Consider the following 25,986-nt stretch of genomic DNA (forward strand, 5'->3'; position numbering starts at 1 on the left):
GGTACCGGTCAGGGGCGGGCGACGTCGGGGTCCGCCGGGTCGGAACCGTCCTCGTCGCCGTCGGCGTCGTCGGGCTCGTCCGCGTCGATCGGGGTGGAGCCGACGGGGTGCTCGGCCAGCAGCGTCGCGAAGTCCTCGTCGAGCATCTGCTGCAGGCGGTCGTCTCGGCCGATCTCGTAGTCGTCGGCCGGGCGCTGCGCCCAGCCGAGTCGTCCGACGACGGTGGTGCCGATGTCGTCCCAGGCTCGGGCGCGGGCGGCGAGCACGATGCCGTCGACGAAGTGCTGGTCGTCACGGCGTTTGTCGAGCATGGTCGCGAGCTGCTCGTACGTGGCCTCGCGCGTGCGGAGCTTGAGGTCGTCGCCGCGGCGGTAGTCGTGCTGGTGGCGCGAGCGGCCCTTCGTCTTGCTCGACGTCGACCGGATGGCACGCATGCGCGCGGCGTCGCCCCGCTGTTCCTCGGCCATGCGGTGGAGTTCCTCGCGCGCCGCCTCGGCGATGAGCGCGTGGTCGAAGTAGCCCTGGTCGCGCAGGGCGTTGGTGATGATCCGGTTGCCGACCGCGATGGTGACCGCGGCCTTCGCGATGAGGAACCCCTCGTCGACGGCACGCTTCAGTTCGACCTGGCTGACGGGTCGATCGCGCACGTCGTGGTTGCGTCGTCCGAACAAGGCCATGCTCCGACGATACCGGCGTCCGGTGACCATCCGTCGGCAGGTGGACCCGGATCACGCCCTGGAGGGACGACTCGCCTCGACGAGGCCCGTAGCGTCGGGTGCATGGTCACGTACACGGAGTCCCCCCGCACCGGTCTCGGCACCGCGAGCCTGGTCCTCGGGATCTGCTCGCTCCTCGCCGGCTGGACGTTCGTCGCGCCGGTCGTCGGGCTGTGCCTGGGGGTCGCGTCGCGGAGGCGCGAGCCGCTCGCGCGTGGGCGCGCGGGTTGGGGGATCTTCCTGAACCTGATCGCGCTGGCCGTGTGGATCCTGCTGCTGGTACTGGCGGTCGTCGGTGGCGTGTTCGCGGTCTGGCAGGGCGCGACGCAGGGCTCCTGACGCGGGTGCGCCGGAGCGGCGGGGAGCGGACGAGGGCCCTCGTCAGAGGAGCAGACCGTAGACCGCGACGTCGGCCCGCACCGGCCCGAGCGGCAGCGCCCCACGCAGGGTGCCCTCGTGCACGAAGCCGAGCCGCTCGGCGAGGGCGCGACTGCGGACGTTGTCGGCGCCGGTCCGGATCTCGAGCCGTGCGGAATCGCGAGCCCGCGCGACCTCGACCAGGACGTTCGCCGCCCGCCGGGCGACACCCCGGCCCTCCTGTCCGGCGTCCACCCAGTAGCCGAGGGATGCCTGCCCCAGGTAGGGGTCGAAGGTGAGCGAGGCCACCCCGACGATGCGGTCGTCGGAGCGGATGACGCAGGGGAGCGCACGGTCCATCGCGAACTGCCCGAGCAGCCGCTCGGTGTGCAGCCCGATGGTCTCGTGGTCCTGCGGGTCCCACGCCCACGGTTCGGCGGCACGGAGCCGATCGAGGTTCGCGCGCACGAGTCCGAGCACCGGGTCGACCGTCGTCAGGTCGCGCAGCGTGAGCATGTACCCGTCGCCGAGGTCCCGCCCGAATGCCGCCACCCGTCAGAGACTAGGCACACCGGGCTCTACTCGTACCGGAGCGCCTCGATCGGGTTCTGCCGCGCGGCGCGGCGCGCGGGGAGCGTGCCGGCGAGGAACGCGATGAACATGACGACGAGGATGATCGTCGCCACCGAACTCGGCGCGAACTGCATGATCTGCAGCCCGGGCAGGTCCTTGAGCAGCGTGCCGGCGAGCACGTTCGAGATGCCCGTGCCGAGCAGGATCGCGACCCCGGCGCCGATCGCGCTGCCGAGGAACCCGATGAAGACCGCCTCGAGCGAGAACAGCGTGTAGACCTTGCCGCCGCCCATGCCCATCGCCTTCATCAGGCCGATCTCGCGGGTGCGTTCCTGCACGCTCATCAGCAGCGTGTTGATGATGCCGAAGCCCGCAGCCACCAGGGCGATCACGGCGAACGCGTTGAGGACCCCGACGATGCCGCTGATCACGGTCTGGAACTGGCCGAGCTGGTCCTGGATGGTCTGCCCGAGGAAGCCGTCGTCCGACAGCGCCTTCTTGACCGTGGTCGTGGACGCGCCGGAGTCGAGCGTCGCGGTGGCGCTGGCGTACGAGGTCGCGATCGAGGCCGGCTTGCCGACCTCTTGTGCGGCCTGCATCGCGTCGGTGAGGGCCGCGTTCGCCCCGGCACCGCCGCCGAACAGCGACTCGTTCTGCACACCGACCACCGTGGCGGTGAGGGTGTGCTCCTTGCCCTGGTAGTCGTCGACCGCGAAGGTGAGTTCCTTGCCGACGGCTGCCTTCGCGCTGCCGAGTCCGAGGTTCTTCAGGTAGTTCGTCGGCAGGAGCACCTGGTTCGCGTCGGTGTCGTCGTCGAGCTGCTTCCCGCTCGCCAGGTCGGCGTCGAGTTCGCCAGCGTTGGCGGTCAGGGACACGACGTACTTGCCGTCGTCACCGTGCTCGGCGTACTTCGGCGCCAGGGCGACCGCCGGTCGGACGGACCCGATACCGTCGGTCTTCTTGATGGTGTCGACGTCGGACTGCGACAGGTACGAGAACGACGCCGGACCGCGGTCGACGCTCTGGCCGGACTCGTCGGGGTCGTACTTCGCCGGGCCGCTGTCGGTCGAGGCGGTGTCGACGGCCTTCGTGATCGTCAGGGACCCGGTGTCGCCGATCGACGAGACCTGGGTGTCGATGTAGTTGCTGACACCCGTGCCGATCGCCGAGGTCAGCGTGATCGTGAAGGCGCCGATGAAGATCGCGATGACCGTCAGGGTCGTCCGCAGCTTCGACCGGAAGGTGTTCGCGACCGCGGTGCGGAGCAGGTCGAGGAAGTTCATGCGGAGTGCCTTCCGTGGGTGGCCTGCTGGTCGTCGGGTGCGCCGGCAGTCGGCACGCTGTCCGATCCGCCGACGATGAGCCCGTCGCGGACGTTGACGCTGCGGTCGCACCGGGCCGCGAGTTCTTCGTCGTGCGTGACCACGACGAGCGTGATCCCCCGTTCGCGCTGCAGTCCGAACAGCATGTCCTCGACCACCTGCCCGGTGTTCGTGTCGAGGTTGCCGGTCGGTTCGTCGGCGAAGATGACGCTCGGCTCGCCGACCAGCGCGCGTGCGATCACCACGCGCTGCTTCTGCCCGCCGGACAGGTCGTTGGCGTCGTTCTTCGCCTTGTCGGCCAGACCGAGGGAGTCGAGCGCCGCCATGCCGCGGCGCTTGCGCTCGGCTCCGGAGACGCCGGCGATCTTCAGCGGCAGCACGACGTTGTCGAGCACCGAGGTCTTGGGGGTCAGGAAGAACTGCTGGAACACGAACCCGAAGGTGCTGTTGCGCGTCCGGTTCACCTGCCGCGCACCGAGCGTCGCCGCGTCGGTTCCGTCGAGCAGGACCTGCCCGGTCGACGGCTTGTCGAGCAGCGCGAGCAGGTGCATGAGCGTCGACTTGCCCGATCCGGACTTGCCGACGATCGCCAGGCTCTCGCCCTGGTGCACCTGGAGCGACACCCCCTTGAGCGCGTCGAACCGCGTCGGGCCTCGGCCGTAGGTCCTGGCGAGGTCACGGGCCTCGAGCACGGGAGTGGTCATGGCCCCACCGTAGTGTCCACTGCACGACTGCAAGTTTGCGTTTGCTGTAAACCATGTGACGTTCCGGTTACAGTCGGGCCATGCCCGACACCGCGCCCGCCACCGAGATGGGACTGCGCGACCGCAAGCGCATCGAGACACGCCACCGCATCGCGGAGGCGGCTCGGTCCCTCGCGCTCGAGCAGGACATCGACCGCACCACGATCGAGCAGATCGCCGCACGCGCCGAGGTGTCTCCCCGCACGTTCTTCAACTACTTCGAGAGCAAGGAGGACGCGGTCCTCGGACACACCGAGCTCGACCTGGCCGCCGACACCCTGGCGGCACACCTGGAGACCGTGGCGGGGGAGTCGGCAGCGCAGGCCGTGGTCGACCTGGCGTTCCTGGTGTTCGGGTCGTCGTTCGGCGACGAGCGCGAGCGGCTCGCCCGGAAAGAGGTCATCGTTCGGTTCCCGCAGCTCATGCGCCGCCAGGTCAGCCGGATGACGACCGTGGCCGAGGCGATGACGGGTGCGGTGCGCACGATCCTCGAGCGCGACCCGGCGTGGGGTCCGGACGCCGCGACCCCGCAGGCCGCCGAGATGCTGCTCGGCATGTGCATGACCGGGCTGCGGAGTTCGGCGCGGCACGAGGGTTCCGACCCGGAAGAGGTCCGCGCCCGCGTCGTCGCGTCGATCCGCGACACGGCTGCGCGCATCACGGCTTCGTGATGAAGCCCTCCTTCACCATCCAGTCGAACGCGACGTCGGCCGGCTCACGTCCCTCGACGTCGACCTGACGGTTCAGTTCCTGCAGCACCGCGTCGGTCAGCTTCGGCGAGATCTGGTCGTAGACGTCCGCCAGCTGCGGGTACTCCTTCAGCGTTGCCGAGTCGAGCACCGGGGCGACGTTGTAGGCCGGGAAGAACCCCTTGTCGTCCTCGAGCACGGTCAGACCGAGTGACTTGATGCGGCCGTCGGTGGTGAACACCTCGCCGAAGTTGCACTTGCCGCGGTCGGTGGCCGTGTAGACCGTGCCGGTGTCGAGGATGCTCACGTTGTCGCTGGGGATCCCGTTCTCCCCCGTACCGCCGAGCTCCAAGCCGTACTTCTTGAGCATCGGCTTGAACCCGTCGGCGCGCGAGTTGAACTCGGACTCGACGCAGAAGGTGCGCTGGTCGACCGGCAGCTTCGCGATGTCGGACAGGGTCGTGACGTCGCCGAGCTCCTTGACCGCCTCGTCCCGCACCGCGAACGCGTAGGTGTTGTTCATCGGCGCCGGGTCGAGCCAGGTGAGCCCGTTGCCGGCGTCCTCCTTCTTGACCGCTTCCCACTGCTCGGTCTTGTCCGGGATCCCCTCGGCGTGGCCCATGTAGGTCAGCCACGCGGTGCCGGTGTACTCGTACGTCATGTCCGCGTCGTGCGTGGTCATGAGCTGCCGGGCGGGGACGCTCCCGGGCACGTTCGTCTCGTCGGTGACGTCGAACCCGGCGGCCTTCGCGGCGAGCACGGCGACCTTGCCGAGCACGAGCTGCTCGGTGAAGTTCTTCGACGTCACGGTGATGTGAGCGCCGGCCGGCAGGTCGTCGATGCGCTGGATCGTGCCCGGTCCGGCTTCGGGGACGAACGACGTCGCGGGCTGCAGACCGCAACCGGTCAGCACGAGCGCGGTCGCACCGGCGACGAACGCCGCTGCTCCGACCCGTGTACGGGTGCGGCGGGTACGGCGGTTCATCGGAGTCCCTTCGGACGGGCGACCGTCTCGACCACACGGCCGAGCCAGTCGATGGAGAGGGCGAGCAGGGCGACCAGCAGTGCCCCGGCGACGAGCACCTTCGGCAGGAACAGCGACACACCCGTCGTGATGAGCAGGCCGAGGCCACCCGCGCCGATGAAGGTCGCCAGGCTCGCGGTCCCGACGAGCAGCACCAGAGCGGTCCGGATGCCGGAGAGCATGACGGGCACCGCGAGCGGCAGTTCGACGCGCATCAGCACGCTGAAGGCGCTCATCCCCATGCCGCGGCCGGCCTCGACCAGCCGGGAGTCGACACTCTGCACGCCGATCATGGTGTTCCGGAGCACCGGCAGGATGGCGTACAGGACGAGGGCGACGACCGCAGACCACGAGTTCAGGCCGAGCCACGCTCCGAGGAGCACGATCAAGCCGACGGCGGGGGCCGCCTGCCCGAAGTTCGCGACGGCGAGCACGTACGGGCTCGCCCGGCGGAGTGGCCCACGGGTGAGCACGATGCCGAGCGGGATGCCGATGACGAGCACGAGCACCGTCGCCTGCAGGGTCAGCACGAGGTGCTGCCCGGTCAGGTCGAGGATGTCCGACGGGTTGAGCGTCGTGCGCTCCGTCGGGGTGAGGTCGGCCGTGGCGAGCCAGATCGCGAACCCGGCCAGCACGACCAGGATCGCGATCGGCTGGAACAGCAGGCCCTTCCAGGACGTGCTGGCGCCGGTGGCGGGCCCGGCGGCGACAGCACTCACAGGTCTTCCCCGGAGGGCGCGATCACGGGCGCGGCCGGGGAGGACGGCAGCGTCTCGATCTGGTTGGTGTTCGTGCCGACGGGCGTGTAGGCCTGGTCGCCGGCGGCGGTCGCGCGGGAGCGGGTGATCGCCTCCATCACGGTCTCGACCGTGATGACCCCGCGGAACGCGTCGCGACGACCAGTGACGAGTGCGGCACCGGCGCTCGAGACCAGCATCGTGTCGAGCGCGTCGTTCAGGGTCGCGGCCTCGCCGACGACGGGCAGCCCGGGCTCGACCCCGTCGGGGATGCGCTCGAGGCGCTCGAGCTGACGGCGCGACGGCCACCCGATCGGACGCTGCCGCTGGTCGACGACGACCGCGTGCTGGTGCCCGCCGGCCTCGTTCATCCGCTGCAGCACGGCCTTGACCTCTTCGCCGGGGGAGCACGTCACGGCCGACTCGACCTCGACGTCGCGCACCCGGTTCAGCGTGAGCTGCTTCAACCCGGCGCCGGAGCCGATGAAGTTCTCGACGAACTCGTTCGCCGGCTCGGCCAGGATCCGCTCCGGGGTGTCGTACTGCACGATGTGCGCGCCCTCGGTGAAGATCACGATCCAGTCGCCGAGCTTCACGGCCTCGTCGAAGTCGTGGCTGACGATGACGATCGTCTTGTGCAACTCCTCTTGGATGCGGAGGAGCTCGTCCTGCAGGCGCTGTCGGGTGATCGGGTCGACCGCACCGAACGGCTCGTCCATCAGCAGGACGGGCGGGTCCGCGGCGAGCGCCCGGGCGACGCCGACGCGCTGCTGCTGGCCACCGGAGAGCTCGCGGGGGTAGCGGTCGCGGTAGGTGTCGGGGTCGAGCGAGACCAGGTCGAGCAGCTCGTCGACGCGTGCCGCGATCTTCTCCTTGGACCAGCCGAGCATCTTCGGCACGATCGCGATGTTCGCCGCGACGGTCATGTGCGGGAAGAGCCCGCCTGCCTGGATCACGTAGCCCATCCGTCGACGAAGCTGGTCGGCGTCGATGCCGGTCACGTCGTCGTCACCGACGACGATGCGGCCCTCGGTCGGTTCGATGAGGCGGTTGATCATCTTGAGTGTGGTCGTCTTGCCGCAGCCGGACGGGCCGACGAGCATGACGATCTTGCCGGCCGGGATCTCGAGCGTGATGCCGTCGACCGCGGGCTTCGACTGCCCCGGGTACCGCTTGGTGACCTCGTCGAGCAGGATGCTGCGGCCGGTGACGTCGTCGGCTGGCGCGGTGGTGGTGGCGGAGTCAGTGCTGGACACGGATACCTCTCGAGATGGTCAGGCGGCCGAGGCCGAGGAGGAGCAGGTCGAGGACGAGGGCGAGCAGGACGACGCCGACCACCCCGACGACCACGGAGTTGAGGGCGTTCGCGCCGCCGAGGCGCGAGAGTCCGGAGAAGATGAAGCCGCCGAGCCCGGGCCCGAGTGCGTAGGCGGCGATGGCGGCGATGCCCATCACCATCTGCGCGGACACCCGCACACCGCTCAGGATGATCGGCCAGGCCATCGGCAGCTCGACCTGCACGAGGGTCCGGAACCGGCTCATGCCGATGCCGCGGGCCGACTCGACCACGCTCGGCGGGATCTCGGCGAGGCCGACGACCGCGTTGCGCAGGATCGGCAGGGCGGCGAAGAAGACGATGGTGACCACCGACGGGACGACGCCGAAGCCGAGGGGGACGATGAGCAGGCCGATGACCGCGAAGGACGGCAGGGTGAGGCCGATGGCGGACACCCCGTTCGCGACGGAGGTCAGCCGGGGGCTGCGGTAGACGAGTGTGGCGAGCACCACGGCGATGACCGTGGCGAGCACCGTGCACTGGACCACCAGCGAGAAGTGCTGCCACGACGAGAACCAGATCTGGCTCCATCGCTCCACGACGTACTGGAACACGGGTGGGCGCTCCCCTTCCGGTCGGCCGAAGTGCCCACGGATCGGGGCACGAGCTGCGCCAAAGCTACGCAGGGGTGGGGCCTCCCGCGTGACCGGAGCACCCTGAAGTCGTCGTTTCCTGTGCGGGCGACCTGGTCATAACGCCTGATCAGGGACGGGTTCAGCGTCCTACCCTGAGAGAACGGTAACGATCGTGAGGCAGCGTCGGCTACGTGCCGAGGCCCCGCAGGCCGGAGCGCTCGGCGATGTCGACGAGTGTTTCGCGCCAGAGCACCCACTCGTCAGGGGTCTTGTCGGCGAGGTTGCCGTCCCCGTCGCCGGCCAGACCGTCGAGCATCTCGCGCACGATGTCGGCGTGCCCCGCGTGCCGGGCCGTCTCGTACGCCATGTGCACCAGGATCCGGTGGAGCGTGACCTCGCGGTGCTCCTCCGGCCACCAGGGGACGGTGCCGCGGGCGTCGAGCTCGAGCGCGTCGATGGTCGCGTCGGCGTGCGCGGCGCTGCGGTGGTGGAAGGCCACGACGTCGTCCAGGGTCTCGTCGAGCGTCGCGTACATGTCCTCGCCGTCCTCCGATTCGAGCCAGGCGGGCGCGTCGGGCAACGGCCGGCCGAAGACCTCGCCGAAGTACCCGACCTGCACACCGGCGACGTGCTTCACCAGCCCGAGCACGTTCGTGCCGGTCGGCGTCACCGGCCAGCGGGCCTGCCGTTCGGCGAGCCCGTCGAGCTTGCCGAGGAGCGCGGCGCGGTGCTTCTGCAGGTACCGGTGCAGCGTGTGCTTGACCGCGGCGGCCGCAACGGTGTCAGGGCTCGCCGACGAGCCCTCGTCGGACAGCGCCGCGTTGCCGCTGGACGCGAGCCCGGTGGTCGTCGCAGGGTGGACCTCGGGGACCGCGTCGGTGCTGCTCATGCCCTCGATCGTGCCACCAGGTCGTCCTGCAGGCGCACGGATTCCTGCACGGCCACGCGTTCCGCGGTGAGCAGCAGCCCGGAGACCTCGGACGCGGTGCGCGCCGGGGCGTCGTTCCAACTGGTCAGGTCGCGGACCCGACCCATCCGGACGTCGGGCGCCGGACACCAGAGCACCGGCGCGCCCTCGTCCACGGCGAGCGCGTGCCAGACCAGGTCGAGCGAGTGCTGGACCCGCGGCGAGTGCACGGCGTGCGGCCCGCCAGCGGCCGAGACGACCGCGCCGACCAGACAGGCGGCGACGAGCGGCCGGCCCTGCACGTCCATCGCGGCAGCGCTCGACGCCTTCCGCATCCGGCCGTGCTCGTCGAGGTAGGCGAACCAGGCGTGCTGGATCCAGCCCCGTTCGACGACGCTCCGGGCGTCCGAGAGCAGGTGCCCGAGTTCGCCGAGTTCCTGCAGGCGGTCCTCGACCCGCCGGATCCGTGCGGCGGCGCGGCGCTCGGCGAGGCGGTCGAGGAACCCGCGGATGCCGGTTCGGTCGGATCGGACGGGGGCGGGAGAGGCGTCGGTGGCGACGTCGTGCTGGACGCGGAACTCGAGGGTCATGAGGGCCCCTCCGATCGGCTGTGCACGGATGGTGCGGTCACGATAGCCCCGCGGGGTCTCAGCCGTCCAGCACTGCGTCGATGGTGCGCCGCGCGACGCTCCGGAAGGCGCGCTCGTCGGACGTCGCGAGGGCGGAGGCGATGGTGATCGCCCACCCGCGGGCGCGTCCCCAGGTCGCGTCCGGGGCGGCGACGCGCGTCCGGAACGCGTGGCGGGCCTCCCGGTCGAGCGTCAGCCAGGCGGTCGCGAGGTCGACGGCGGGGTCTCCTGCGGTCACGTCGCCGAAGTCGACGACCGCCGACAGGCGTTCGTCGCCGTCCGTGGTGCGGTCGACGAGCAGGTTGAAGGGGTGCAGGTCGCCGTGCACCCAGACGGGAGGCCCGGCGTGCGTCGGCAGCGCCGCCGCGGTCCGCCAGGCTGCCGCCAGCTCCACGGCACGGGGCACGGACTGCGTGTCGAGTCGCGTCAGGACGGCGTCGCTGCGCATCGCGAGCGGTACGGCTCGGAACGGGTTCACCGGGGCGTCGGCCGGAGCGGGCACGTGCAGCAGTCGCACGAACGCGGCGAGCCCCTCCGCGACCGGCACGCCCGCAGCACGCTCGCCGACGGGCACGCCGGGGAGCCACCGCACGACGCTCCACGACCACGGGTACCCGAGCGCCGGACGGCCGACGCGCACCGGAGCCGGAACGGGCACGACCGGCGCGACGCGGGCGGCGATCTCCGGCAGCCAGCGCTGCTCGTGCTCGACCAGGCGCGCCGCGAGCTGTCGGCGGGGGAGCCGCACGGCGTACGCGTCCCCGAGCCGCACGATGACGTTGTCCCACCCGTTCGCGACCAGGGCGAGCGGCAGGTCGGCCAGGTCGGGGTGCTGGTCGTGCAGCAGCGCCCGGACGAGCGGCACGTCGACGTCGACCTCCGCGCGTGGTGTGGGCACCGGCTCAGGCTAGTGGGCCGAACGACCCATGCCCGCGAACGGGGGCGGGTGCGGAAACCGACCGCTGAGTATGCTAAGGATGCCAGTGACGTGGGTGTTTCCCTGGGGGGACCCGCGTCATTCCGGCGCGATGATCGCGACGAGCCGGGGGACCTCGGGCCGCAGGCGCTCCGTGACCAGTGCGGCGAGCAGCACGGTCCACAGTTCCCGGAGACGCTCGTACAGGTCGATGCGGTCCGCGAGCACGTCGGACACCGTCTGCACGCCGGTGTAGGCGGGGATGACCACGCGGCCCACCAACTCCGGGTCCCAGCGGGGGTCGACCTCGCCAGCGTCGATCGCCTGGCGGACGGTCTGCGCGATGACGGCCATCCAGTCGGTGTACGGGTCCTGCCGGTCGACGTCGCGCGTCGCGACCTCGGTCGACAACCGGATGCCCGCGCTGACGACCACCTCGGACACCATCTGGGTCGCGAGGCCCTGCGACATCCACATGAGCGCCTCGAGCGGTGTCCGGCTCCGCGCGACCGCGGCTTCGCCGTACCGCCGCGAGACCTCGTGCTGCTCGGCGATCACGGCGGCGGCGAGGTCGGCCTTCGACGTGAAGTGGAAGTACAGCGCACCCTTGGTCAGGCCGATCCGCTCCGCGACGGCGTCCATCGACGCACCGAGGTACCCGCGCTCGTCGAACTCGGCGGCCGCGGCCCCGATGATCGCCGCGCGGGTCTCGAGCGCCCGCTGCTGCCGGGTGCGTCCGTCGTGCGCCATCACCACCCGATCGTAGTCCTGCGCCGGTGCCGCGCACGGCCCGCGTTCGGGCGGGTACCCTACGGTTGGCGGCCATGGACGGATGGCGGAACCCCGCACGATGGGCGCGGACCGGACGGTGGCTGCTGCTGCCGATCGCGGTGCTCGACTGGGTGGCCCTCACGCCGCAGACCATCGTCGTGCTCGCGTTCCTGATCGCCGTCGTCGGGCTCGTCGGCATGGCGGCCGCGCTCGTCGTCCACATGCTCAGCCGCTCGCGCGGGGCGATGGCGGCGCTCGGCGTCGTGCTGCTGCTCGGCGGGCTCGTGGTCTTCGGCCTCGACCCGTTCCCCGGCTCGTTCCCGCTCATCGACGGATGGTGGCCCGAAGCGATCACCCAGCCGCAGGTCGTCGGCAGCGCCTACTGGCAGCTCGCCGGTCTCGGCATCGAACTCGCGGGCTTCGGCATGCTGGCCACGTTGCTCGTCGTCGCGCTGACCGGTGCACCGCGGGCACGGCAGGACCGCTTCCGCTCCTGACCGCGGTGCGGCAGGACGTCGTCAGCGGCGGCCCAGCAGCACGACGGTGACGTCATGGCGGCTGTCCGTCGGCACGAGCGCACGGATCCGCTCGACGGCGGCAGCGCCACTCGACTCGGACCGCACCAGGTCGGCCAGGTCGTCGAGGTGTCGGATGCCCTCGAGTCCCAGGACTCCTCCGGTGCACACCACCAGTCGGTCGCCCGGTGCCAGGTCGAGCGTCGCCGAGGTGCGTGGCACGCCCGCGGGCTGCAGGCCGAGCGGCAGGTCGAGCGAGTGCAGCGCCCGGCTGCTGCCGTCGGCGCGGACGAGCACCGCGAGGCCGTGGCCGGCGTCCCCGAAGTCGACGCGACCCGACGTCGGGTCGAGCCGCAGGTGGAAGAGCGAGCCGACGGCGTCCGCAGCGGACATGTCGGCGGCGACCTGCGCCTCCAGGCCGCCGATCGCATCCTGCAAGGCGGTCTCGGTCCGCGCCACCACGGCGCCGCGGACGGCCGAGGCGAGCAGACCGGATGCGCGACCCGCTGCCGAGACGCCCCCCACGGTGACGTGCACGACGCCGTCGGTGGCGACTCGCCAGTCGGCGACGTCTCCGCCGCCCTGATCGCGCCGGTGTGCGAGGGTGTCGACGTCGTAGCCGGGGACGTCGACCGGTTCGGGCACCAGGCCCTCGAGCACGCGGCTGATCCGAGCGCGGTCGATCGCGTGGCCGAGCTCGCGTTCGGCCCAGTGGGCGAGGTCGCGGAGCAGGTCGAGGTCCTCGGCCGACAGCTCGCGCGGGGTCGCGTCCATGATGCAGAGCGTGCCGACCCTGGTGCCGTCGAGCATCGTCAGCGGCGCCCCCGCGTAGAAGCGGATCCCGTGCTCCGCCACCGCCGCGGTGTGCGCGAACCGAGCGTCGAGCGAAGCGTCCGGGATCACCATCGGCTCCGGACTGAGCACCGTCGTCGCGCAGAACTGCTCGCTCGCGGGCACGCTCGTGCCCTGGTGCCAGCCGAACGTCGACTGCGACGTGACGACGTCGCTGTGGACGAGGTTGAGGAAGGTCAGCGGCACGCCGAACGCCTCGTGGGTCATGCGGGTGATGCGGTCGAAACGCTCCTCGGGGCCTGCCCCCAAGACTCCGAGCGCCTCGATCACCGCGGTGCGTCGATCCGCACCGTCGAGATGGTTGGTCACACGCCCTGTCTACCCGCTCCGTCCGTCAGGAACCAGTCCCGCGGGTGGGGGTCCGCGCCGAGCGTGCGCCGCTCGGACACCGGGGCTGCCCACGCGGCCGCATTCGACAGCACCCGCTGGATGTCCGGGTGGTGGTAGACCGGGTACTCCTGGTCGCCTGGCGAGAAGTAGAAGACCTTCCCGAGGCCGCGGCGGTAGGCGACGCCGGACCGGAACACCTCGCCGCCGGCGAAGGTCGACAGGAAGACCTCTTCGTCGGGGCGCGGGATGTCGAAGTACTCGCCGTACATCTCCTGGCGCTCGATCACGATCGGGTGTGGGACCCCGGCGGCGATCGGGTGCTCGGGAGCGACCGTCCAGACGAGTTCGCGCTCGCCGTCGTTCCGCCACTTCAGCGAGCAGGTCGTGCCCATCAGGCGCTTGAACGGCTTCGAGTAGTGCCCGGAGTGCAGCACGACCAGGCCCATCCCGGCGTGCACCGCGTCGACGACCAGGTCGACGACGGCATCGCTGACCTCGTCGTGGGCGGCGTGCCCCCACCAGAACAGCACGTCGGTGGTGGCCAGGCGCTCGGCGGTGATGCCGTGGTCGGGTTCCTGCAGCGTGGCGGTGCTCACGGTCGCGTCGGGGTGGTGCTCGCGGAGCGCGGCGGCGATCACGGTGTGCATGCCGTCGGGGTAGTGCCCGATGACCGTCGCGTCACCGCGGGTCTCGTGCACGTTCTCGTTCCAGACGACGATGTTCAGGGGACGGTTCTCGGTCGGCACTGACATGGGTCAACGCTAGCGGGTCCTCCCAGGAGGGGTCCGCGACGATGTGGGCATGACTCCCCGCTCCCTGTTCCGCGCCGCCGCGATCGCCGAACTCGTGACCTGGACCATGCTCATCGCCGGGATGGTGCTCAAGTACGGCCTGGACGCCGGCGACTGGGGTGTCCGGATCGGCGGCGGGGTGCACGGCTTCGTGTTCCTGGCCTACCTGGTGGTGACGACCGTCGTCGCGGTGAACCAGCGCTGGTCGTTCGGCACGCTCGTGCTCGGCTGGGTGAGCGCCGTCGTGCCCTACGCCACGCTGCCGTTCGAGGTCGCCGTCGCCCGCCGCGGGATGCTCGAGGGCTCGTGGCGCCGCTCGCCCGATGCACACTCGGGCTTCTGGGACCGCCTGCTGTTCTTCGTGGTGCGTCGGCCGCTCGTCGCGGTGGCCATCGGGGTCGTGGCGGTCGCCCTGGTGTTCGTGGTGCTGCTGGCGGCGGGCCCGCCCGTGCCGCGGTCCTGACGCGGGAGCGCGGTCTGGCTCCGGCCGTCGAGATCGGCCGCCGCGAGGTCGGCCGCCGCGAGATCGGCCGTCGCGAGGTTCCACAACACGCCGCTCAGGTTCGCCGAGGTTCCGGAAGCGGGCCCCGCGCGACGCGAGATGCCGAGATTTCGGAACCTCGGGGCAGGCAGGCAGGCAGGCGGGCAGGCGGGCGGCGGGGTGCGGGCGCGCGACGACGGACGGGAGGCCCGGTGCCAGCTGGCACCGGGCCTCCCGTCCGTCAGGTGCGTGCGTCTAGAGCGCGGCGAGCGTCGCGTTCAACGTGGCGGACGGGCGCATGACCGCGCTCGTCTTGGCGTCATCGGGGCGGTAGTAGCCGCCGATGTCGGCCGGGTGCCCCTGCACACCGTTCAGCTCCTCGACGATCTGCTCCTCCTGCGCGTCGAGCTTGCCCGCGATCTCGGCGAACGACGCCGCCAGGTCGGTGTCCTGGGTCTGCGCCGCGAGCTCCTCTGCCCAGTACTTGGCCAGGTAGAAGTGGCTGCCGCGGTTGTCGATCGAGCCGAGCTTGCGACCGGGGGACTTGTCCTGCTCGAGGAAGGTCCCGGTGGCGCGGTCGAGCGTCTCGCCGAGGATCTTCGCCCGCTCGTTGCCCGTCACACCGGCGAGGTGCTCGAGGCTGACCGCCAGCGCCAGGAACTCGCCGAGGCTGTCCCAGCGCAGGTAGTTCTGCTGCACGAGCTGCTGGACGTGCTTCGGTGCGGAGCCGCCGGCACCGGTCTCGAACAGTCCACCGCCACCGAGCAGCGGGACGACGGAGAGCATCTTCGCCGAGGTGCCGAGCTCCATGATCGGGAACAGGTCGGTCAGGTAGTCGCGCAGGACGTTGCCGGTGACCGAGATGGTGTCCTCGCCGCGGCGGATGCGCTCGAGCGAGAAGCGCATGGCGTCCTCCGGCGACAGGATCTCGATCTGCAGGCCCGCGGTGTCGTGCTCGCCGAGGTACTGGCGGACCAGGCCGATCAGGTTCGCGTCGTGGGCACGGGTCTCGTCGAGCCAGAACACGGCCGGCGTCGCCGACGCGCGGGCGCGGGTGACCGCCAGCTTGACCCAGTCGCGGATGGCGACGTCCTTCGTCTGGCAGGCACGCCAGATGTCGCCGGGCTCGACGTCGTGCTCGATGACGACCTCGCCGGCGGCGTTCGTCACGCGGACGACGCCGGCGCCGGGGACCTCGAAGGTCTTGTCGTGCGAGCCGTACTCCTCGGCCTTCAACGCCATCAGACCGACGTTGGGCACGGAGCCCATCGTCGCCGGGTCGAAGGCGCCGTTGGCGCGGCAGTCGTCGAGCACGGTCTGGTAGATGCCGGCGTAGCTCGAGTCCGGGATCACGGCGAGGGTGTCGTGCTCGTCGCCGTCCGGGCCCCACATGTGACCGGAGGTGCGGATCATCGCGGGCATCGAGGCGTCCACGATGACGTCGCTCGGCACGTGCAGGTTCGTGATGCCCTTGTCCGAGTCGACCATCGCGAGCTCGGGGCCCGCGGCGATGCCGTCGGTGAAGGCCTGCCTGATCTCCGCGCCGTTCGGCAGGGCGTCGAGGCCCGCGAGGATCGAGCCGAGGCCGTCGTTCGGGGTGAGGCCGGCGGCTGCGAGGTCGGCACCGAAGCGCTCGAACACCGACGGGAAGAACGCCTTGATGACGTGACCGAAGATGATCGGGTCGGAGACCTTCATCATCGTGGCCTTGAGGTGGACGGAGAACAGGATGTCCTCGGCCGCGGCGCGCTGGATCTGGTCGCGCAGGAAGGCCTCGAGCGCGGCGACGTGCAGCACGGTGCCGTCGACGACCTCGCCCTGCAGGACGGGGATGGACTGCTTGAGGACCTGGGTCTCACCGCCCTCGGCGACGAAGGTGATCGTCAGGACGTCGTCGGCGGGAGCGATCCAGGACTTCTCGTTGGCTCGGAAGTCGTCGACACCCATCGTCACGACGTTCGTCTTCGACTCGGCGCTCCACGCACCCATGCGGTGCGGGTGCTTGCGGGCGTAGTTCTTCACCGACAGGGGAGCGCGGCGGTCGGAGTTGCCCTCGCGCAGCACGGGGTTGACCGCGCTGCCCTGGACGCGGCCGTAGCGGGCACGGGCGTCGCGCTGCTCGTCCGTCTTCGGCTCGTCCGGGTAGTCGGGCAGATCGTAGCCCTGGGACTGCAGTTCCTTGATCGCGACCTTGAGCTGCGGGATCGACGCCGAGATGTTCGGCAGCTTGATGATGTTCGCCTCGGGGGTCCCGGCGAGCTCGCCGAGTTCGGCCAGGGCGTCGTCCAGGCGCTGCTCTGCGGTGAGCCGCTCCGGGAACTGGGCGATGATCCGGCCGGCGAGCGAGATGTCGCGGGTCTCGACGTCGACACCAGCGGTGCCGGCGAAGGCCTGGATGACCGGGAGGAAGGAGTGGGTGGCGAGGAACGGCGCCTCGTCCGTGAGGGTGTAGATGATCTTGGCCATGCTGGCGGGTACTCCCTTGTTCGACCGTCGGTACGTCCACGGTACTCGTGGCGCAGGATGTCTCGACATCAAGATACATGGTGCCGCCGACGTCCGGCAGGTGTTCGGCAGACGTCCTGGAGGCGCACTGTCGACTCATAGGAACATCACGTGCACTGGTCTTCCGCAGTTCCAGAGCCGCAGGAGGGCGATCATGGCGACGACACGTGAGACACCGGAGGACTTCGGGTGGACCGCGGAGGACCTCCGCTCCGCCTACGCCTCGGACGGCAGCGGTCCGTACCGGTACGCCCCGGACGGCTCCGGGCCCTTCTCGTACGACGTCGACGGGTCCGGTCCCTGGCTGGTCGGCCCGGAGCCCCGCCGTGGGCTGGCGCGGTTCGCCCCGCGCGACCGGAGCGGGCACTCACGACTCCGCCGGATCGGGACCGCGTGCACCGCCGGAGCGCTGGCCCTCGTGCTCGCCGTCGGCAGCGTGGCGGTCGTCGCCCACACCGCTCCTCCACACCCGTCCGTGCAGGCGGGCGTCCTCCACAGCGCGGACACCGACGGGACCTGATCGCCTGGACGGTGCCACCCTGGGGTCGTGACCGAACTCCTCGTGGTCGGCGTCATCGCCGTCATCGCCATCGCGGGCGCCGCCGTGCTCGGGCCCCGTATCGGGGTCGCAGCACCGCTTGTGCTCGTCGCCGTCGGGGTCGTCGCGAGCCTGCTGCCGTTCATCCCGAACGCGAAGGTCGAGCCGGAGTGGATCCTCGCCGGGGTCCTGCCGCCGCTGCTGTACTCGTCGGCGGTGTCGATGCCGTCGATGAACTTCCGGCGCGAGTTCGGTGCCATCAGTGGGCTGTCGGTGCTGCTCGTCGTCGCGAGCAGCCTCGTGCTCGGGCTCTTCTTCGCCTGGGTGGTCCCGGGCCTCGGCTTCTGGTGGGGGATCGCACTCGGTGCCATCGTCAGCCCCACCGACGCCGTCGCGACGTCGATCGTCAAGCAGACCTCGGTGTCGCGCCGAGCGATCTCGATCCTCGACGGCGAATCGCTGCTCAACGACGCCACCGCGCTGGTGCTCCTGCGGACGGCCGTCTTCGCCGCGGGCGCGTCCTTCTCGTTCTGGGGCGCGCTCGGCGACTTCGCCAGGGCCGTCGCCATCGCGGCGGTCATCGGCTGGTTCGTCGGCTGGCTGAACGTGTTCGTGCGCTCCCGGGTGCCGAGCGCAGCGGTGAACACGGCGCTCTCCTTCGCGGTGCCGTTCGTCGCCGCGGTGCCGACCGAGCACTTCGGGGGCTCCGGCCTCGTCGCTGCCGTCGTCGCGGGGCTGTTCACCGGGATCGTCGGACCGCGCAAGCTCCCGCCGGGGCACCGGCTGTCGGACGCGCAGAACTGGCAGACCATCGAGCTCGTGCTCGAGGGCGCGGTGTTCCTGACGATGGGGCTCGAACTCGCGACGATCCTCGGCGACGTGCAGAATGACCACTCCGGCATCGGTCCGGCGCTGCTCATCGCCGTCGGCGCGCTCGTGCTCACCATCCTCGTCCGGGCCGCGTACGTGGTCCCGCTGCTGTTCGGGCTGTCGGCAGCCGCCAAGCGCGGCGAGCGGATGCAGGACCGCTTCGCCGAGATGCACGCCGGCGACCGCGACGCGATGAGCGAGGTGATCCGTGAGCACCGACCGGGCAACCGGGCGCCGTCGGAGCGCGAACTCGACCGGTTCACGACACGCGTCCGGCGAACCCTGGCGGACATCGCGTACTACACGAAGGCACCGCTGGGCTGGCGCGAGGGTACAGCGGTGGTCTGGGCCGGCATGCGCGGCGCGGTGACGGTCGCGGCGGCGCAGACCCTGCCCGTGGACACTCCGCACCGATCGCTCCTGGTGTTCGTCGCGTTCGCGGTGGCGCTGCTCTCGCTCGTCGTGCAGGGCAGCACGATCGGTCCGCTGCTCCGACGGATCGCCGCACCGGCACCGGACACCGCCGCGAAGGACACCGAGGAACGCGGGCGGTTGCTGGACCTCATGCGGACCGCGGCGGAGCAGATCCCCGGGACCCGCGAAGCCGGCCCCCGGACGCGTGAGGAGCTCGAGGCGGCCGATCCGGCAGAACTCCGGGCGTGGATGGGCCGCGAGAAGACCCGCAGGCTCGCCGTGCTCGAGGCACAGCGTGCCGCGATCCTCGACGCCCGCGACGACGGCACCTTCGACGCGGAGGTGCTCGAGTCGATGCTGCAGAACCTCGACGCCGAGCAGATCGCCCTCGAGCTCCGCGGGGCGCCGGCCCGGTGACACCGAAGTCGACGTGCAGGTCGAGATCGGGGACGAGCTCGACTCCGCCGGTGCCGATCAGGTGTCGATCGACACCCGGAACACCCGCACGCCGGCGGCCCGCAGCCCGGCGACACCGAGGCGCATCCGCAGACTCCGGAACGGCCGCTCGAACCCCGACGGCGCCGATGCCGCATCGATCTGGTGCAGCACCTCCGACGTCAGGGTGCGCTCGACCTTCGGCGCCAGTCGCGTGAGCCCCGAAACGGTCACGACGATGCGCACGGCATGCGGCACGAGCAGGGGGTCGATGAGTTCAGCGGCCGCCTGCGCACGGTGGAACGCGGGGTCGTCGCCCGGGCGTCGGATCGCGATCACCGCGAGTTCGGCGTCCCAGGTCTCCTCCGGGTCCGGCAGGTCGTCCACCCCGACGACCCGCATGCGCGCGGCGTCGATGCCCGCGCGCACGGCGGCCGCGCGGAGCACGGGCAGCAGTTCCTGTGTGCCGGCGAGCACGACGTCGGCGGTGCCGAGGTCGACCTGCGCGGGCCGCTCTCGCGGCGATCGGGCCATGGTGCGGGTCCTTCCGTCGCTTTCTCCCGACCGTACCGACGCCGACCGGTCGGGGGACGTCGGAGCCCTCGTTGATCAGGTGGCTCCCAGCCCCGCCGGTAACGAAAAGATCACGGTGGGGCCTGTACAAAGCGACAGAGTCGTGCAGAATGGTTGACGGCCATGACGACTGCACCCGAACTCGACCAGCACCCGGACGCCCCGGTGGTGCACCTGTCCCGTCGCGCTGCCCTCGAGGCGGAGCGCGCCGCAGCCCGCAAACCGCAGCGCCGGACCGAGAAGCCGGCGAAGCCCGCCAAGGTCGCGAAGCCGGCCAGGGCAGCGAAGGTCGCGAAGCCCGTCGGCCGCCGCGCCACTGCCGCCCGCGCCGCGACCGAGCACGTCGACACCCGCATCACGCGCGTCGTCCGCCGCCCCGCCGCGAACGTGACGAGCGTCGCGAAGGCCCCACGGGCCTCCCGGTCGGGCCGCGCCGGACGCATCACCCTGACCAGCGCGGTCGCCGCCGTCGCGATGTTCGCCGCGTCGGCGATGCCCGCCCACGCGAGCGCGGGGACGTCGATGGCGACCTCGACCCTCGCTCCGATCGTGCGGACCCAGGACTACGCCGTCGCCCAGGCCGTCACCGCGACCGGGCTCGACCGCGACGGGTTCACCGTCGGCGGCGGCACGACCCGCAAGGTCGTCACCGGCACGAGCGGCATCGCGGGCGAGGCCGTGTCCTACGGCGGGGCCGTCCGGTCCCCCTTCCCCGGCCCGGTGCAGATGAGCTCGGGCTTCGGCTACCGCTCGGCACCCTGCGGCGCGTGCTCGTCGCTGCACCAGGGACTCGACTTCACGCCCGGCATGGGAACCCCGATCGGTGCCGTCGCCGCCGGCACCGTGCGGGTGTCGGGCACGTACTTCTCGTACGGCAACGCCGTGATCATCGACCACGAGATCGACGGCCGCCAGGTGTCGACGCTGTACGGGCACATGATCCCGGGCTCCTCGCCGCTCAAGGTCGGCGACCAGATCGAGGCCGGCCAGTTCATCGGCCTGGTCGGGTCCTCCGGCGTCTCGACCGGGGCGCACCTGCACCTCGAGGTCCTGATGGACGGCGTGACCCCGATCGACCCCGAGGCGTGGCTCGAAGCCCGCATCGGCCGTTCGCTGACGACCTAGCGCCGAAGCACCGGCGGGCAGCACGCACCCCGGACACACAGCAGACGTCGAGCGCTGGTGGGGTGACGTCCCAGCAGGCCTGTGCAGACTCACAGGCATGGACGATCACCACAGACCGCCCGCCCGTCGTCGATCCGAGGAAGCTGCCCGCTGATGGGCGCCGACACCTGGATCGCCTTCGGGCTCGTCATCCTCTTCGTGCTCGTCGGCGGTGTGTTCGCCGCCGCCGAGATCGCACTCGTCTCGCTCCGTGAGTCGCAGCTGCAGCAACTCGAACGCCGTGGCTCCCGTGGCCTGCGGGTCGCCGAGCTCGGGCGCGACCCGAACCGGTTCCTCGCCGCCGTGCAGATCGGCGTGACGGTGGCCGGGTTCTTCTCCGCCGCCTACGGCGCCTCGTCGATCGCGCCGGACGTCGCACCCCTGTTCGGCGGGCTCGGGCTCGGCCAGGGCGCCTCCGAGACCATCGCGCTCGTGCTGATGACCCTCGTCATCGCCTACCTGTCGCTCGTGTTCGGCGAGCTCGTGCCGAAGCGACTCGCCCTGCAGCGGGCCGAGGGCTTCTCGATGCTCGTCGCACCGACCCTCGACCGCTTCGCGACCCTGATGCGCCCGGTGATCTGGGTGCTGTCCGCCTCGACGAACCTGGTCGTCCGGGCGCTCGGCGGCGACCCGGACGCCCGCAGCGAGTCGATGAGCACCGAGGAGCTCCGCGGCCTCGTCGACGAGCACACCGGCGTCGACGAGCAGGGCCGCCGGATCGCCCGGAGTGCGCTGGACGCCGGCGACCGGATCCTCCGCGAGTCGATGCGCCCCTGGTACGACGTGTCGACCATCGACGCCGCACTGACGATCGCCGAGGCCACCGACCACGCGATCGCCGAGGGCCACACCCGGTACCTCGTGACCTCGGGCGGGCGCGACGAGGTCGACGGCTTCGTGCACCTCCGCGACCTGCTCCGGCCGAGCGACCCGTCCGCTCCGGTGTCGAGCCTGGTGCGCCCAGTGCTCGCGCTGCCGGAGACGAAGTCGCTGTCGAGTGCGATCGCGGACATGCGGACCGATGGACACCAGATCGCCCTGGTCGTCGACGAGTACGGCGGCAGCGCGGGCATGGTCACGCTCGAGGCACTACTCGAGGACCTCGTCGGCCGCATTCGCGACGAGTACGACGAACCCACGGCCGAGCACGACGGCGTGGACGGGTCCACGGTGCTCGAGGACCTGGTCGCCGACGGCGGTCCGGCGCTGCCCGACGGCGACTACGAGACCGTCGGCGGCCTCGTGCAGGTCCACCTCGACCGCGTCCCCGAGGTCGGCGACGTCGTCGCCGCCGGCGGACACCGCCTCGAGGTGACCGCCATGGACGGTCACCGGGTGGCGCGCGTCCGGATCACGGCCGACGTCGGCCTGTAGACGCGACCGCTTGCGGTCGGGAGGCCCGTGGCGGCGCCGCCACGGGCCTCCCGTCCGCCCGGCGGGTACCGCCAGTGCCTGCCGGACGGACAGCGCCGCCACGTACGCTCTCCCCATGGGTATCGACGTGCGCAACGAGATCCGCGACTTCCTGTCCTCCCGGCGAGCGCGACTCACCCCCGAGCAGGTCGGCATGCCGTCGTTCGGCGGCGGGGTCCGACGCGTCCCCGGACTGCGGCGGCACGAGGTCGCGATGCTCGCCGGTGTGAGCGTCGACTACTACACGCGTCTCGAACGCGGATCGCTCAAGGGGGTCTCGGACAGCGTGCTCGAGGGCCTCGCGAGCGCACTGCAGCTCGACGAGGACGAGCGCGTCCACCTGTGGGACCTCACCCGACTGGCGAACTCCGGCGTCAAGACGATGCACCGGAACGTCCCCACTCGGGTCCGTCCCGGTGTGCAGCGGCTGCTCGACGCCATCACCGGAGCGCCCGCCTGGGTGCGGAACGAGCGCGGTGATGTGGTCGCGACGAACGAGCTCGGTCGGGCGCTGTACTCGCCGATGTTCGCCGGCCCCGGGCGGCCCGTGAACACCGCCCGCTTCACGTTCCTCGACCCGGCGGCGCGCGAGTTCTTCCCGGACTGGGCGCAGACCGCCAAGGACGCCGTCGCCGTGCTCCGGGCAGCCGCGGTGTCGAACCCGTGCGAGCCCGGACTCATCACCCTGGTCGGGGAGCTCTCCACGCGCAGCGAGGAGTTCCGCGGCTGGTGGGCCGCACACGACGTCCGGCTGCAGCGCGCCGGCGGGAAGCGCATCGACCACCCGATCGTCGGCGAGCTCCGGTTGTCGTACGAGGCGCTCGACCTGGTCGCCGACCCCGGCCTGACGTTGTTCACGTACTCGGCGGAGCCGGGCAGCGAGTCGGAGCGGTCGTTGGCCCTGCTCGGCACCTGGGCCGCGACGGAACGAGCCGAGCAGTACGCGGCCCTGCGCGAATCCGAATCCGAGTCCGAGTCGGTCGACTGACCCGGCTGCGACAGCCGGTCGGGACCTCAGCCCTGGGCGGCGACGTCGCCGTCGAACGGCTCCGGGGAGCGCATCCGCTCGATGCGCAGCTCGCGCTCCTTCGCCGACAACCGCAGCACGCGGATCGCGGCGAACACGAGCACGATGAGGGCGACGGCCAGGACGGCGAGTACCAGCACGAACAGGGCGTACAAGACGACGACGAATCCGAGACCACTGTCTGCGAGCATCCGTCGAACATAGCAGCGCAGGTCCGTAGGGTGGGGATCGTGACGAGGACGACGGACGGATCAGCGGGGGACGCCGACTACGGCCGCATCGGCCAGGACTACCGGCAGTACCGTCGCCCGGAACCGGCGTTCGCCCGGGCGATCGGGAAGGCCCTCGGCGACGCCCGCACCGTGCTCAACGTCGGAGCCGGTGCCGGGTCCTACGAGCCGACCGACCGCACGGTGACCGCCGTCGAACCCTCGGCGTCGATGCGCGCCCAACGACCGGACACCCTGTCGACGGCCATCGACGCCACCGCCGAGTCCCTGCCCTTCGACGACGACACGTTCGACGCCGCGATGACGACGTTCTCGGTGCACCAGTGGGGGGACCTCGAGCGCGGGCTGGCCGAGGTGCGCCGCGTCACTCGGGGACCGATCGTGATCCTGACGTGCGACCCGGCTCGCGTCGAGGACTACTGGCTCGCCGAGTACGCCCCCGAGGTGATGGCGACGGAAGCGCGGCGCTACCCCGCCCTCGACCGGATCGCCGCCGCGCTCGGCGACGACACCGTGACGAACACGCCCCTGCCGATCCCGTTCACCTGCGTCGACGGGTTCTCCGAGGCGTACTACGCCCGCCCGGAACGGCTGCTCGATGCCGGCGCCCGGAAGGCGAACTCTGCCTGGAGCTTCGTCGACGAGCTCACCGCACGGCGATCGGTGGCCGCTCTCCGTACCGCGCTCGACTCCGGCGAGTGGGACCGGCGGCACGGGGCGCTCCGGATCCAGCCCACCTTCGAGGGTGCTCTCGTCCTGGTCACCGCGACGCCGGCTCCGACCCCCGCTTGACACGGCGACGTAGGCTGGGCGCGTGAGCTTCCAGGAGGTGGTCGGCGCCCGTCACGCCGGCATCAGGGCATGAGGCCCCCGGTCGTGCCCGCAGGCACGGCCGCCCTCGTCGAACCCTGACCTCCTTCCGCCCGGTGCGGTGTGCGTCCGCACGCCCCGGGCCTGTTCGAAAGCGATCCGCCATGCTCCCCGTCACGGAGAAGACCCTCCGCACGTCCTTCGCCAACGCCTCCCGCAAGGAGACGTCCGACATCACCCTGCCCGCCGACTTCGACACGATCGACTGGGACGCCCTCGACTTCCTGGGCTGGCGCGACCCGAAGATCGGCCGCCGCGCGTACGCCGTGGTGCCGACGCTCGAAGGGACGCTCGTCGGCATCGTGTTCCGGCAGGCCGAGGCCTCGTCGCGCTCGCGGGCCCAGTGCTCGTGGTGCCAGGACGTCAAGCTGCCGAACGACGTCGTGTTCTACAGCGCGAAGCGGTCCGGCAAGGCGGGGCGGAACGGCGACACCGTCGGCACGCTCGTCTGCCAGGACTTCCAGTGCTCGCGGAACGTCCGGAAGCTGCCGCCGCCCGCCTACGAGGGACACGACGTCGAGGCCGCACGCCTGCGGCGCATCGAGGACCTGCAGCTCCGGGCAGCGTCCTTCGCGACGGAGGTCTGAGCCGCCGGCGTCCTCCGCAGACGCCGGCGTTCTCCGCAGACGCCGGCGTCCGTCGCAGACGCCGCCGTTCTTCGCAGACGCCGGCGAGTCAGTGAGACGCCGCCGGATTCGGGGGCGTCTCGCGCTCACGCCGGCGTCTCGCGCCAGCAACGTGGTCGACGACGGACGGGAGGCACGGGGCGGGGCCGCCACGGGCCTCCCGTCCGGCAGACGCGACCGTTTCAGGACCGCGGGTCGCGTTGCGGGGGAAACCGCCCGGTAACGCGGGTGAAACGGACGTTCCATAGCCTCGGCACATGGACCTCGGCGACCTCGACGACGCGACCGCCCCCGACGCTGCCGCGGTGATCCAGGGTTGGGCCGACGTGCCCGCGTGGGTCGACGCCCTGGTGGCCGCGCGACCGTTCGGCACGGTGCCGGCGCTGCTCGACCGGGCTCGCGCCGAGTCGGCTTCGTGGGGAGCGCCGGAGCTCGACCACGCCCTCGCGCAGCACCCGCGGATCGGGGAGCGGACGACCGATCCCTCGTCGGCACGTGAGCAGTCGTCGATGCGCACCGCCGGCGACGACGTGGCCGCCAGGATCGCCGAGGGCAACGTCGCGTACGAGCAACGCTTCGGGCGGGTGTTCCTGGTGCGCGCCGCCGGTCGGACCCCCGAGGAGCTGCTCGCCGAGCTCGACCGGCGCCTCGGGGGCGACCCGGCGGCCGAGACCTACGAGGCCGCCGCGGCCCTCGCCGACATCGCCCTGCACCGCATCCGGGCGACGTTCGCCGTACCGCACCTGACCACGCACGTGCTCGACGCCACCACCGGCACCCCTGCGGTCGGAGTCGGCCTGACGCTCAGCACCGTCGACGGTGACGTCGTCGCGACCGGCGCGACGGACGCCGACGGACGCGCAGCACTCGGCCCCGACGTGCTCGCGCGCACCGACCACGTGCTGCGCTTCGAGACCGGGGCGTACTTCGCCGCCGCCCGGACCCCGACGTTCCACCCGTTCGTGACCGTGGCCTTCAGTGTCACGGGAACCGAGCACCTGCACGTACCGCTGCTGCTGAGCCCCTTCGCCTACAGCACCTACCGAGGGAGTTGACC

The 25,986-nt window shown here is 71.4% G+C and carries 29 protein-coding genes; 12 read left to right on the plus strand and 17 right to left on the minus strand.

All coding sequences use genetic code 11. From position 1 onward, the window contains the following. Nucleotides 1-8 precede the first annotated feature (8 nt). A complete protein-coding gene (locus tag ITJ59_RS11365; protein WP_194651195.1) occupies nt 9-677 on the minus strand; it encodes a hypothetical protein in 669 nt (222 codons plus the stop codon). 102 nt (nt 678-779) lie between these two features. On the opposite strand from ITJ59_RS11365, the gene ITJ59_RS11370 reads away from it, so the two are divergent. Then, on the plus strand, nt 780-1,055 hold the full coding sequence (locus ITJ59_RS11370; protein WP_194651196.1) for a hypothetical protein: 276 nt from the start codon (nt 780-782) through the stop codon (nt 1,053-1,055). 42 nt (nt 1,056-1,097) lie between these two features. Here ITJ59_RS11370 and ITJ59_RS11375 read toward each other — a convergent pair whose 3' ends face one another. The 3 genes from ITJ59_RS11375 to ITJ59_RS11385 are packed head-to-tail and all read right to left on the minus strand — an operon-like array spanning nt 1,098 to nt 3,672. Next, nucleotides 1,098-1,625, minus strand: coding sequence for a GNAT family N-acetyltransferase (locus ITJ59_RS11375; protein WP_194651197.1), 528 nt, complete (start codon nt 1,623-1,625; stop codon nt 1,098-1,100). Nucleotides 1,626-1,651: 26 nt separating this feature from the next. Next, on the minus strand, nt 1,652-2,929 hold the full coding sequence (locus ITJ59_RS11380; RefSeq protein ID WP_194651198.1) for an ABC transporter permease: 1,278 nt from the start codon (nt 2,927-2,929) through the stop codon (nt 1,652-1,654). Further along, complete coding sequence (locus ITJ59_RS11385) at nt 2,926-3,672, minus strand: ABC transporter ATP-binding protein (RefSeq protein ID WP_228511373.1); 747 nt, start codon at nt 3,670-3,672, stop codon at nt 2,926-2,928. Before ITJ59_RS11385 ends, ITJ59_RS11380 begins: the two co-directional genes overlap by 4 nt. A gap of 80 nt (nt 3,673-3,752) precedes the next feature. Between ITJ59_RS11385 and ITJ59_RS11390 the strand changes: the two genes are divergently transcribed. Continuing rightward, a complete protein-coding gene (locus tag ITJ59_RS11390) occupies nt 3,753-4,382 on the plus strand; it encodes a TetR/AcrR family transcriptional regulator (RefSeq protein ID WP_194651199.1) in 630 nt (209 codons plus the stop codon). Here the strand turns inward: ITJ59_RS11390 and ITJ59_RS11395 are convergent. The 8 genes from ITJ59_RS11395 to ITJ59_RS11430 all read right to left on the minus strand — a co-directional run bounded on the left by ITJ59_RS11395 (nt 4,369) and on the right by ITJ59_RS11430 (nt 11,274). Beyond that, nucleotides 4,369-5,385: a glycine betaine ABC transporter substrate-binding protein gene (locus ITJ59_RS11395; RefSeq protein ID WP_194651200.1), complete on the minus strand. Its 1,017-nt coding sequence runs from the start codon at nt 5,383-5,385 to the stop codon at nt 4,369-4,371. The genes ITJ59_RS11390 and ITJ59_RS11395 overlap by 14 nt on opposite strands. Beyond that, nucleotides 5,382-6,143 (minus strand): ABC transporter permease, encoded by a 762-nt coding sequence (locus tag ITJ59_RS11400; RefSeq protein ID WP_194651201.1) that lies wholly within the window; start codon nt 6,141-6,143, stop codon nt 5,382-5,384. The genes ITJ59_RS11395 and ITJ59_RS11400 overlap by 4 nt, the downstream gene beginning before the upstream one ends. Next, nucleotides 6,140-7,417, minus strand: coding sequence for an ATP-binding cassette domain-containing protein (locus tag ITJ59_RS11405; protein WP_194651202.1), 1,278 nt, complete (start codon nt 7,415-7,417; stop codon nt 6,140-6,142). Before ITJ59_RS11405 ends, ITJ59_RS11400 begins: the two co-directional genes overlap by 4 nt. Next, nucleotides 7,404-8,051, minus strand: a complete 648-nt coding sequence (locus tag ITJ59_RS11410; RefSeq protein WP_194651203.1) for an ABC transporter permease — start codon at nt 8,049-8,051, stop codon at nt 7,404-7,406. Before ITJ59_RS11410 ends, ITJ59_RS11405 begins: the two co-directional genes overlap by 14 nt. A gap of 208 nt (nt 8,052-8,259) precedes the next feature. After that, nucleotides 8,260-8,961: a DinB family protein gene (locus ITJ59_RS11415; protein ID WP_194651204.1), complete on the minus strand. Its 702-nt coding sequence runs from the start codon at nt 8,959-8,961 to the stop codon at nt 8,260-8,262. Next, nucleotides 8,958-9,569: a hypothetical protein gene (locus ITJ59_RS11420; RefSeq protein WP_194651205.1), complete on the minus strand. Its 612-nt coding sequence runs from the start codon at nt 9,567-9,569 to the stop codon at nt 8,958-8,960. The genes ITJ59_RS11415 and ITJ59_RS11420 overlap by 4 nt, the downstream gene beginning before the upstream one ends. Before the next feature lie 58 nt (nt 9,570-9,627). Continuing rightward, nucleotides 9,628-10,506, minus strand: coding sequence for an aminoglycoside phosphotransferase family protein (locus ITJ59_RS11425; RefSeq protein WP_323749480.1), 879 nt, complete (start codon nt 10,504-10,506; stop codon nt 9,628-9,630). A 117-nt stretch (nt 10,507-10,623) separates the two neighbouring features. Continuing rightward, complete coding sequence (locus ITJ59_RS11430) at nt 10,624-11,274, minus strand: ScbR family autoregulator-binding transcription factor (protein ID WP_194651206.1); 651 nt, start codon at nt 11,272-11,274, stop codon at nt 10,624-10,626. Nucleotides 11,275-11,348: 74 nt separating this feature from the next. Here ITJ59_RS11430 and ITJ59_RS11435 point away from each other — a divergent pair, with 74 nt between their 5' ends. Next, on the plus strand, nt 11,349-11,792 hold the full coding sequence (locus ITJ59_RS11435; protein ID WP_194651207.1) for a disulfide bond formation protein B: 444 nt from the start codon (nt 11,349-11,351) through the stop codon (nt 11,790-11,792). A gap of 21 nt (nt 11,793-11,813) precedes the next feature. Here ITJ59_RS11435 and ITJ59_RS11440 read toward each other — a convergent pair whose 3' ends face one another. Both ITJ59_RS11440 and ITJ59_RS11445 read right to left on the minus strand, forming a co-directional pair. Beyond that, nucleotides 11,814-12,971: a PP2C family protein-serine/threonine phosphatase gene (locus ITJ59_RS11440; protein WP_194651208.1), complete on the minus strand. Its 1,158-nt coding sequence runs from the start codon at nt 12,969-12,971 to the stop codon at nt 11,814-11,816. Further along, a complete protein-coding gene (locus tag ITJ59_RS11445) occupies nt 12,968-13,744 on the minus strand; it encodes a ThuA domain-containing protein (RefSeq protein WP_228511374.1) in 777 nt (258 codons plus the stop codon). Before ITJ59_RS11445 ends, ITJ59_RS11440 begins: the two co-directional genes overlap by 4 nt. A gap of 49 nt (nt 13,745-13,793) precedes the next feature. On the opposite strand from ITJ59_RS11445, the gene ITJ59_RS11450 reads away from it, so the two are divergent. After that, nucleotides 13,794-14,246 carry a DUF3817 domain-containing protein gene (locus ITJ59_RS11450; RefSeq protein WP_194651209.1) on the plus strand — a complete coding sequence of 151 codons (453 nt, stop codon included), beginning with the start codon at nt 13,794-13,796 and terminating at the stop codon, nt 14,244-14,246. A gap of 273 nt (nt 14,247-14,519) precedes the next feature. Here the strand turns inward: ITJ59_RS11450 and ITJ59_RS11455 are convergent, their stop codons facing one another. Then, on the minus strand, nt 14,520-16,730 hold the full coding sequence (locus ITJ59_RS11455) for an NADP-dependent isocitrate dehydrogenase (RefSeq protein WP_194651210.1): 2,211 nt from the start codon (nt 16,728-16,730) through the stop codon (nt 14,520-14,522). 193 nt (nt 16,731-16,923) lie between these two features. Here ITJ59_RS11455 and ITJ59_RS11460 point away from each other — a divergent pair, with 193 nt between their 5' ends. Both ITJ59_RS11460 and ITJ59_RS11465 read left to right on the plus strand, forming a co-directional pair. Further along, on the plus strand, nt 16,924-17,289 hold the full coding sequence (locus tag ITJ59_RS11460) for a hypothetical protein (RefSeq protein WP_194651211.1): 366 nt from the start codon (nt 16,924-16,926) through the stop codon (nt 17,287-17,289). Nucleotides 17,290-17,316: 27 nt separating this feature from the next. Then, the gene (locus ITJ59_RS11465; protein WP_194651212.1) at nt 17,317-19,008 is read left to right on the plus strand and encodes a cation:proton antiporter; all 1,692 of its coding nucleotides are present in this window, start codon (nt 17,317-17,319) and stop codon (nt 19,006-19,008) included. A gap of 57 nt (nt 19,009-19,065) precedes the next feature. On the opposite strand, the gene ITJ59_RS11470 is transcribed toward ITJ59_RS11465, so the two are convergent. Beyond that, a complete protein-coding gene (locus tag ITJ59_RS11470) occupies nt 19,066-19,560 on the minus strand; it encodes a hypothetical protein (RefSeq protein WP_194651213.1) in 495 nt (164 codons plus the stop codon). Nucleotides 19,561-19,722: 162 nt separating this feature from the next. Between ITJ59_RS11470 and ITJ59_RS11475 the strand changes: the two genes are divergently transcribed. The 3 genes from ITJ59_RS11475 (at nt 19,723) to ITJ59_RS11485 (ending at nt 23,164) form a co-directional block, all read left to right on the plus strand. Continuing rightward, nucleotides 19,723-20,724, plus strand: coding sequence for a M23 family metallopeptidase (locus tag ITJ59_RS11475; protein ID WP_194651214.1), 1,002 nt, complete (start codon nt 19,723-19,725; stop codon nt 20,722-20,724). A 153-nt stretch (nt 20,725-20,877) separates the two neighbouring features. Continuing rightward, nucleotides 20,878-22,137, plus strand: a complete 1,260-nt coding sequence (locus ITJ59_RS11480) for a hemolysin family protein (RefSeq protein ID WP_194651215.1) — start codon at nt 20,878-20,880, stop codon at nt 22,135-22,137. Between the two features lie 115 nt (nt 22,138-22,252). After that, nucleotides 22,253-23,164, plus strand: coding sequence for a helix-turn-helix transcriptional regulator (locus ITJ59_RS11485; protein ID WP_194651216.1), 912 nt, complete (start codon nt 22,253-22,255; stop codon nt 23,162-23,164). Between the two features lie 26 nt (nt 23,165-23,190). Here ITJ59_RS11485 and ITJ59_RS11490 read toward each other — a convergent pair whose 3' ends face one another. Then, the gene (locus tag ITJ59_RS11490) at nt 23,191-23,394 is read right to left on the minus strand and encodes a hypothetical protein (RefSeq protein ID WP_194651217.1); all 204 of its coding nucleotides are present in this window, start codon (nt 23,392-23,394) and stop codon (nt 23,191-23,193) included. A 39-nt stretch (nt 23,395-23,433) separates the two neighbouring features. Here ITJ59_RS11490 and ITJ59_RS11495 point away from each other — a divergent pair, with 39 nt between their 5' ends. The 3 genes from ITJ59_RS11495 (at nt 23,434) to uraD (ending at nt 25,984) form a co-directional block, all read left to right on the plus strand. After that, the gene (locus ITJ59_RS11495) at nt 23,434-24,225 is read left to right on the plus strand and encodes a class I SAM-dependent methyltransferase (RefSeq protein ID WP_194651218.1); all 792 of its coding nucleotides are present in this window, start codon (nt 23,434-23,436) and stop codon (nt 24,223-24,225) included. A 182-nt stretch (nt 24,226-24,407) separates the two neighbouring features. Then, the gene (locus ITJ59_RS11500) at nt 24,408-24,890 is read left to right on the plus strand and encodes an FBP domain-containing protein (RefSeq protein ID WP_194651219.1); all 483 of its coding nucleotides are present in this window, start codon (nt 24,408-24,410) and stop codon (nt 24,888-24,890) included. A 296-nt stretch (nt 24,891-25,186) separates the two neighbouring features. Further along, complete coding sequence (gene uraD / locus ITJ59_RS19635; protein WP_323749481.1) at nt 25,187-25,984, plus strand: 2-oxo-4-hydroxy-4-carboxy-5-ureidoimidazoline decarboxylase; 798 nt, start codon at nt 25,187-25,189, stop codon at nt 25,982-25,984. The last annotated feature ends 2 nt before the right edge of the window (nt 25,985-25,986 follow it).

This window comes from Curtobacterium sp. VKM Ac-1393 (genome assembly GCF_015350995.1).
Taxonomy (GTDB): domain Bacteria; phylum Actinomycetota; class Actinomycetes; order Actinomycetales; family Microbacteriaceae; genus Curtobacterium.

Excerpts from the sequence above, each read along its gene's own strand:
- ITJ59_RS11420 (WP_194651205.1), bottom strand. The coding sequence starts at position 9,569 with ATGACCCTCGAGTTCCGCGTCCAGCACGACGTCGCCACCGACGCCTCT.
- ITJ59_RS11455 (WP_194651210.1), bottom strand. The coding sequence starts at position 16,730 with ATGGCCAAGATCATCTACACCCTCACGGACGAGGCGCCGTTCCTCGCC.
- ITJ59_RS11460 (WP_194651211.1), top strand. The coding sequence starts at position 16,924 with ATGGCGACGACACGTGAGACACCGGAGGACTTCGGGTGGACCGCGGAG.
- ITJ59_RS11450 (WP_194651209.1), top strand. The coding sequence starts at position 13,794 with ATGACTCCCCGCTCCCTGTTCCGCGCCGCCGCGATCGCCGAACTCGTG.
- ITJ59_RS11370 (WP_194651196.1), top strand. The coding sequence starts at position 780 with ATGGTCACGTACACGGAGTCCCCCCGCACCGGTCTCGGCACCGCGAGC.
- ITJ59_RS11380 (WP_194651198.1), bottom strand. The coding sequence starts at position 2,929 with ATGAACTTCCTCGACCTGCTCCGCACCGCGGTCGCGAACACCTTCCGG.
- ITJ59_RS11500 (WP_194651219.1), top strand. The coding sequence starts at position 24,408 with ATGCTCCCCGTCACGGAGAAGACCCTCCGCACGTCCTTCGCCAACGCC.
- uraD (WP_323749481.1), top strand. The coding sequence starts at position 25,187 with ATGGACCTCGGCGACCTCGACGACGCGACCGCCCCCGACGCTGCCGCG.
- ITJ59_RS11415 (WP_194651204.1), bottom strand. The coding sequence starts at position 8,961 with ATGAGCAGCACCGACGCGGTCCCCGAGGTCCACCCTGCGACGACCACC.
- ITJ59_RS11390 (WP_194651199.1), top strand. The coding sequence starts at position 3,753 with ATGCCCGACACCGCGCCCGCCACCGAGATGGGACTGCGCGACCGCAAG.
- ITJ59_RS11435 (WP_194651207.1), top strand. The coding sequence starts at position 11,349 with ATGGACGGATGGCGGAACCCCGCACGATGGGCGCGGACCGGACGGTGG.
- ITJ59_RS11485 (WP_194651216.1), top strand. The coding sequence starts at position 22,253 with ATGGGTATCGACGTGCGCAACGAGATCCGCGACTTCCTGTCCTCCCGG.
- ITJ59_RS11365 (WP_194651195.1), bottom strand. The coding sequence starts at position 677 with ATGGCCTTGTTCGGACGACGCAACCACGACGTGCGCGATCGACCCGTC.
- ITJ59_RS11395 (WP_194651200.1), bottom strand. The coding sequence starts at position 5,385 with ATGAACCGCCGTACCCGCCGCACCCGTACACGGGTCGGAGCAGCGGCG.
- ITJ59_RS11490 (WP_194651217.1), bottom strand. The coding sequence starts at position 23,394 with ATGCTCGCAGACAGTGGTCTCGGATTCGTCGTCGTCTTGTACGCCCTG.
- ITJ59_RS11480 (WP_194651215.1), top strand. The coding sequence starts at position 20,878 with ATGGGCGCCGACACCTGGATCGCCTTCGGGCTCGTCATCCTCTTCGTG.
- ITJ59_RS11385 (WP_228511373.1), bottom strand. The coding sequence starts at position 3,672 with ATGACCACTCCCGTGCTCGAGGCCCGTGACCTCGCCAGGACCTACGGC.
- ITJ59_RS11430 (WP_194651206.1), bottom strand. The coding sequence starts at position 11,274 with ATGGCGCACGACGGACGCACCCGGCAGCAGCGGGCGCTCGAGACCCGC.
- ITJ59_RS11475 (WP_194651214.1), top strand. The coding sequence starts at position 19,723 with ATGACGACTGCACCCGAACTCGACCAGCACCCGGACGCCCCGGTGGTG.
- ITJ59_RS11445 (WP_228511374.1), bottom strand. The coding sequence starts at position 13,744 with ATGTCAGTGCCGACCGAGAACCGTCCCCTGAACATCGTCGTCTGGAAC.
- ITJ59_RS11470 (WP_194651213.1), bottom strand. The coding sequence starts at position 19,560 with ATGGCCCGATCGCCGCGAGAGCGGCCCGCGCAGGTCGACCTCGGCACC.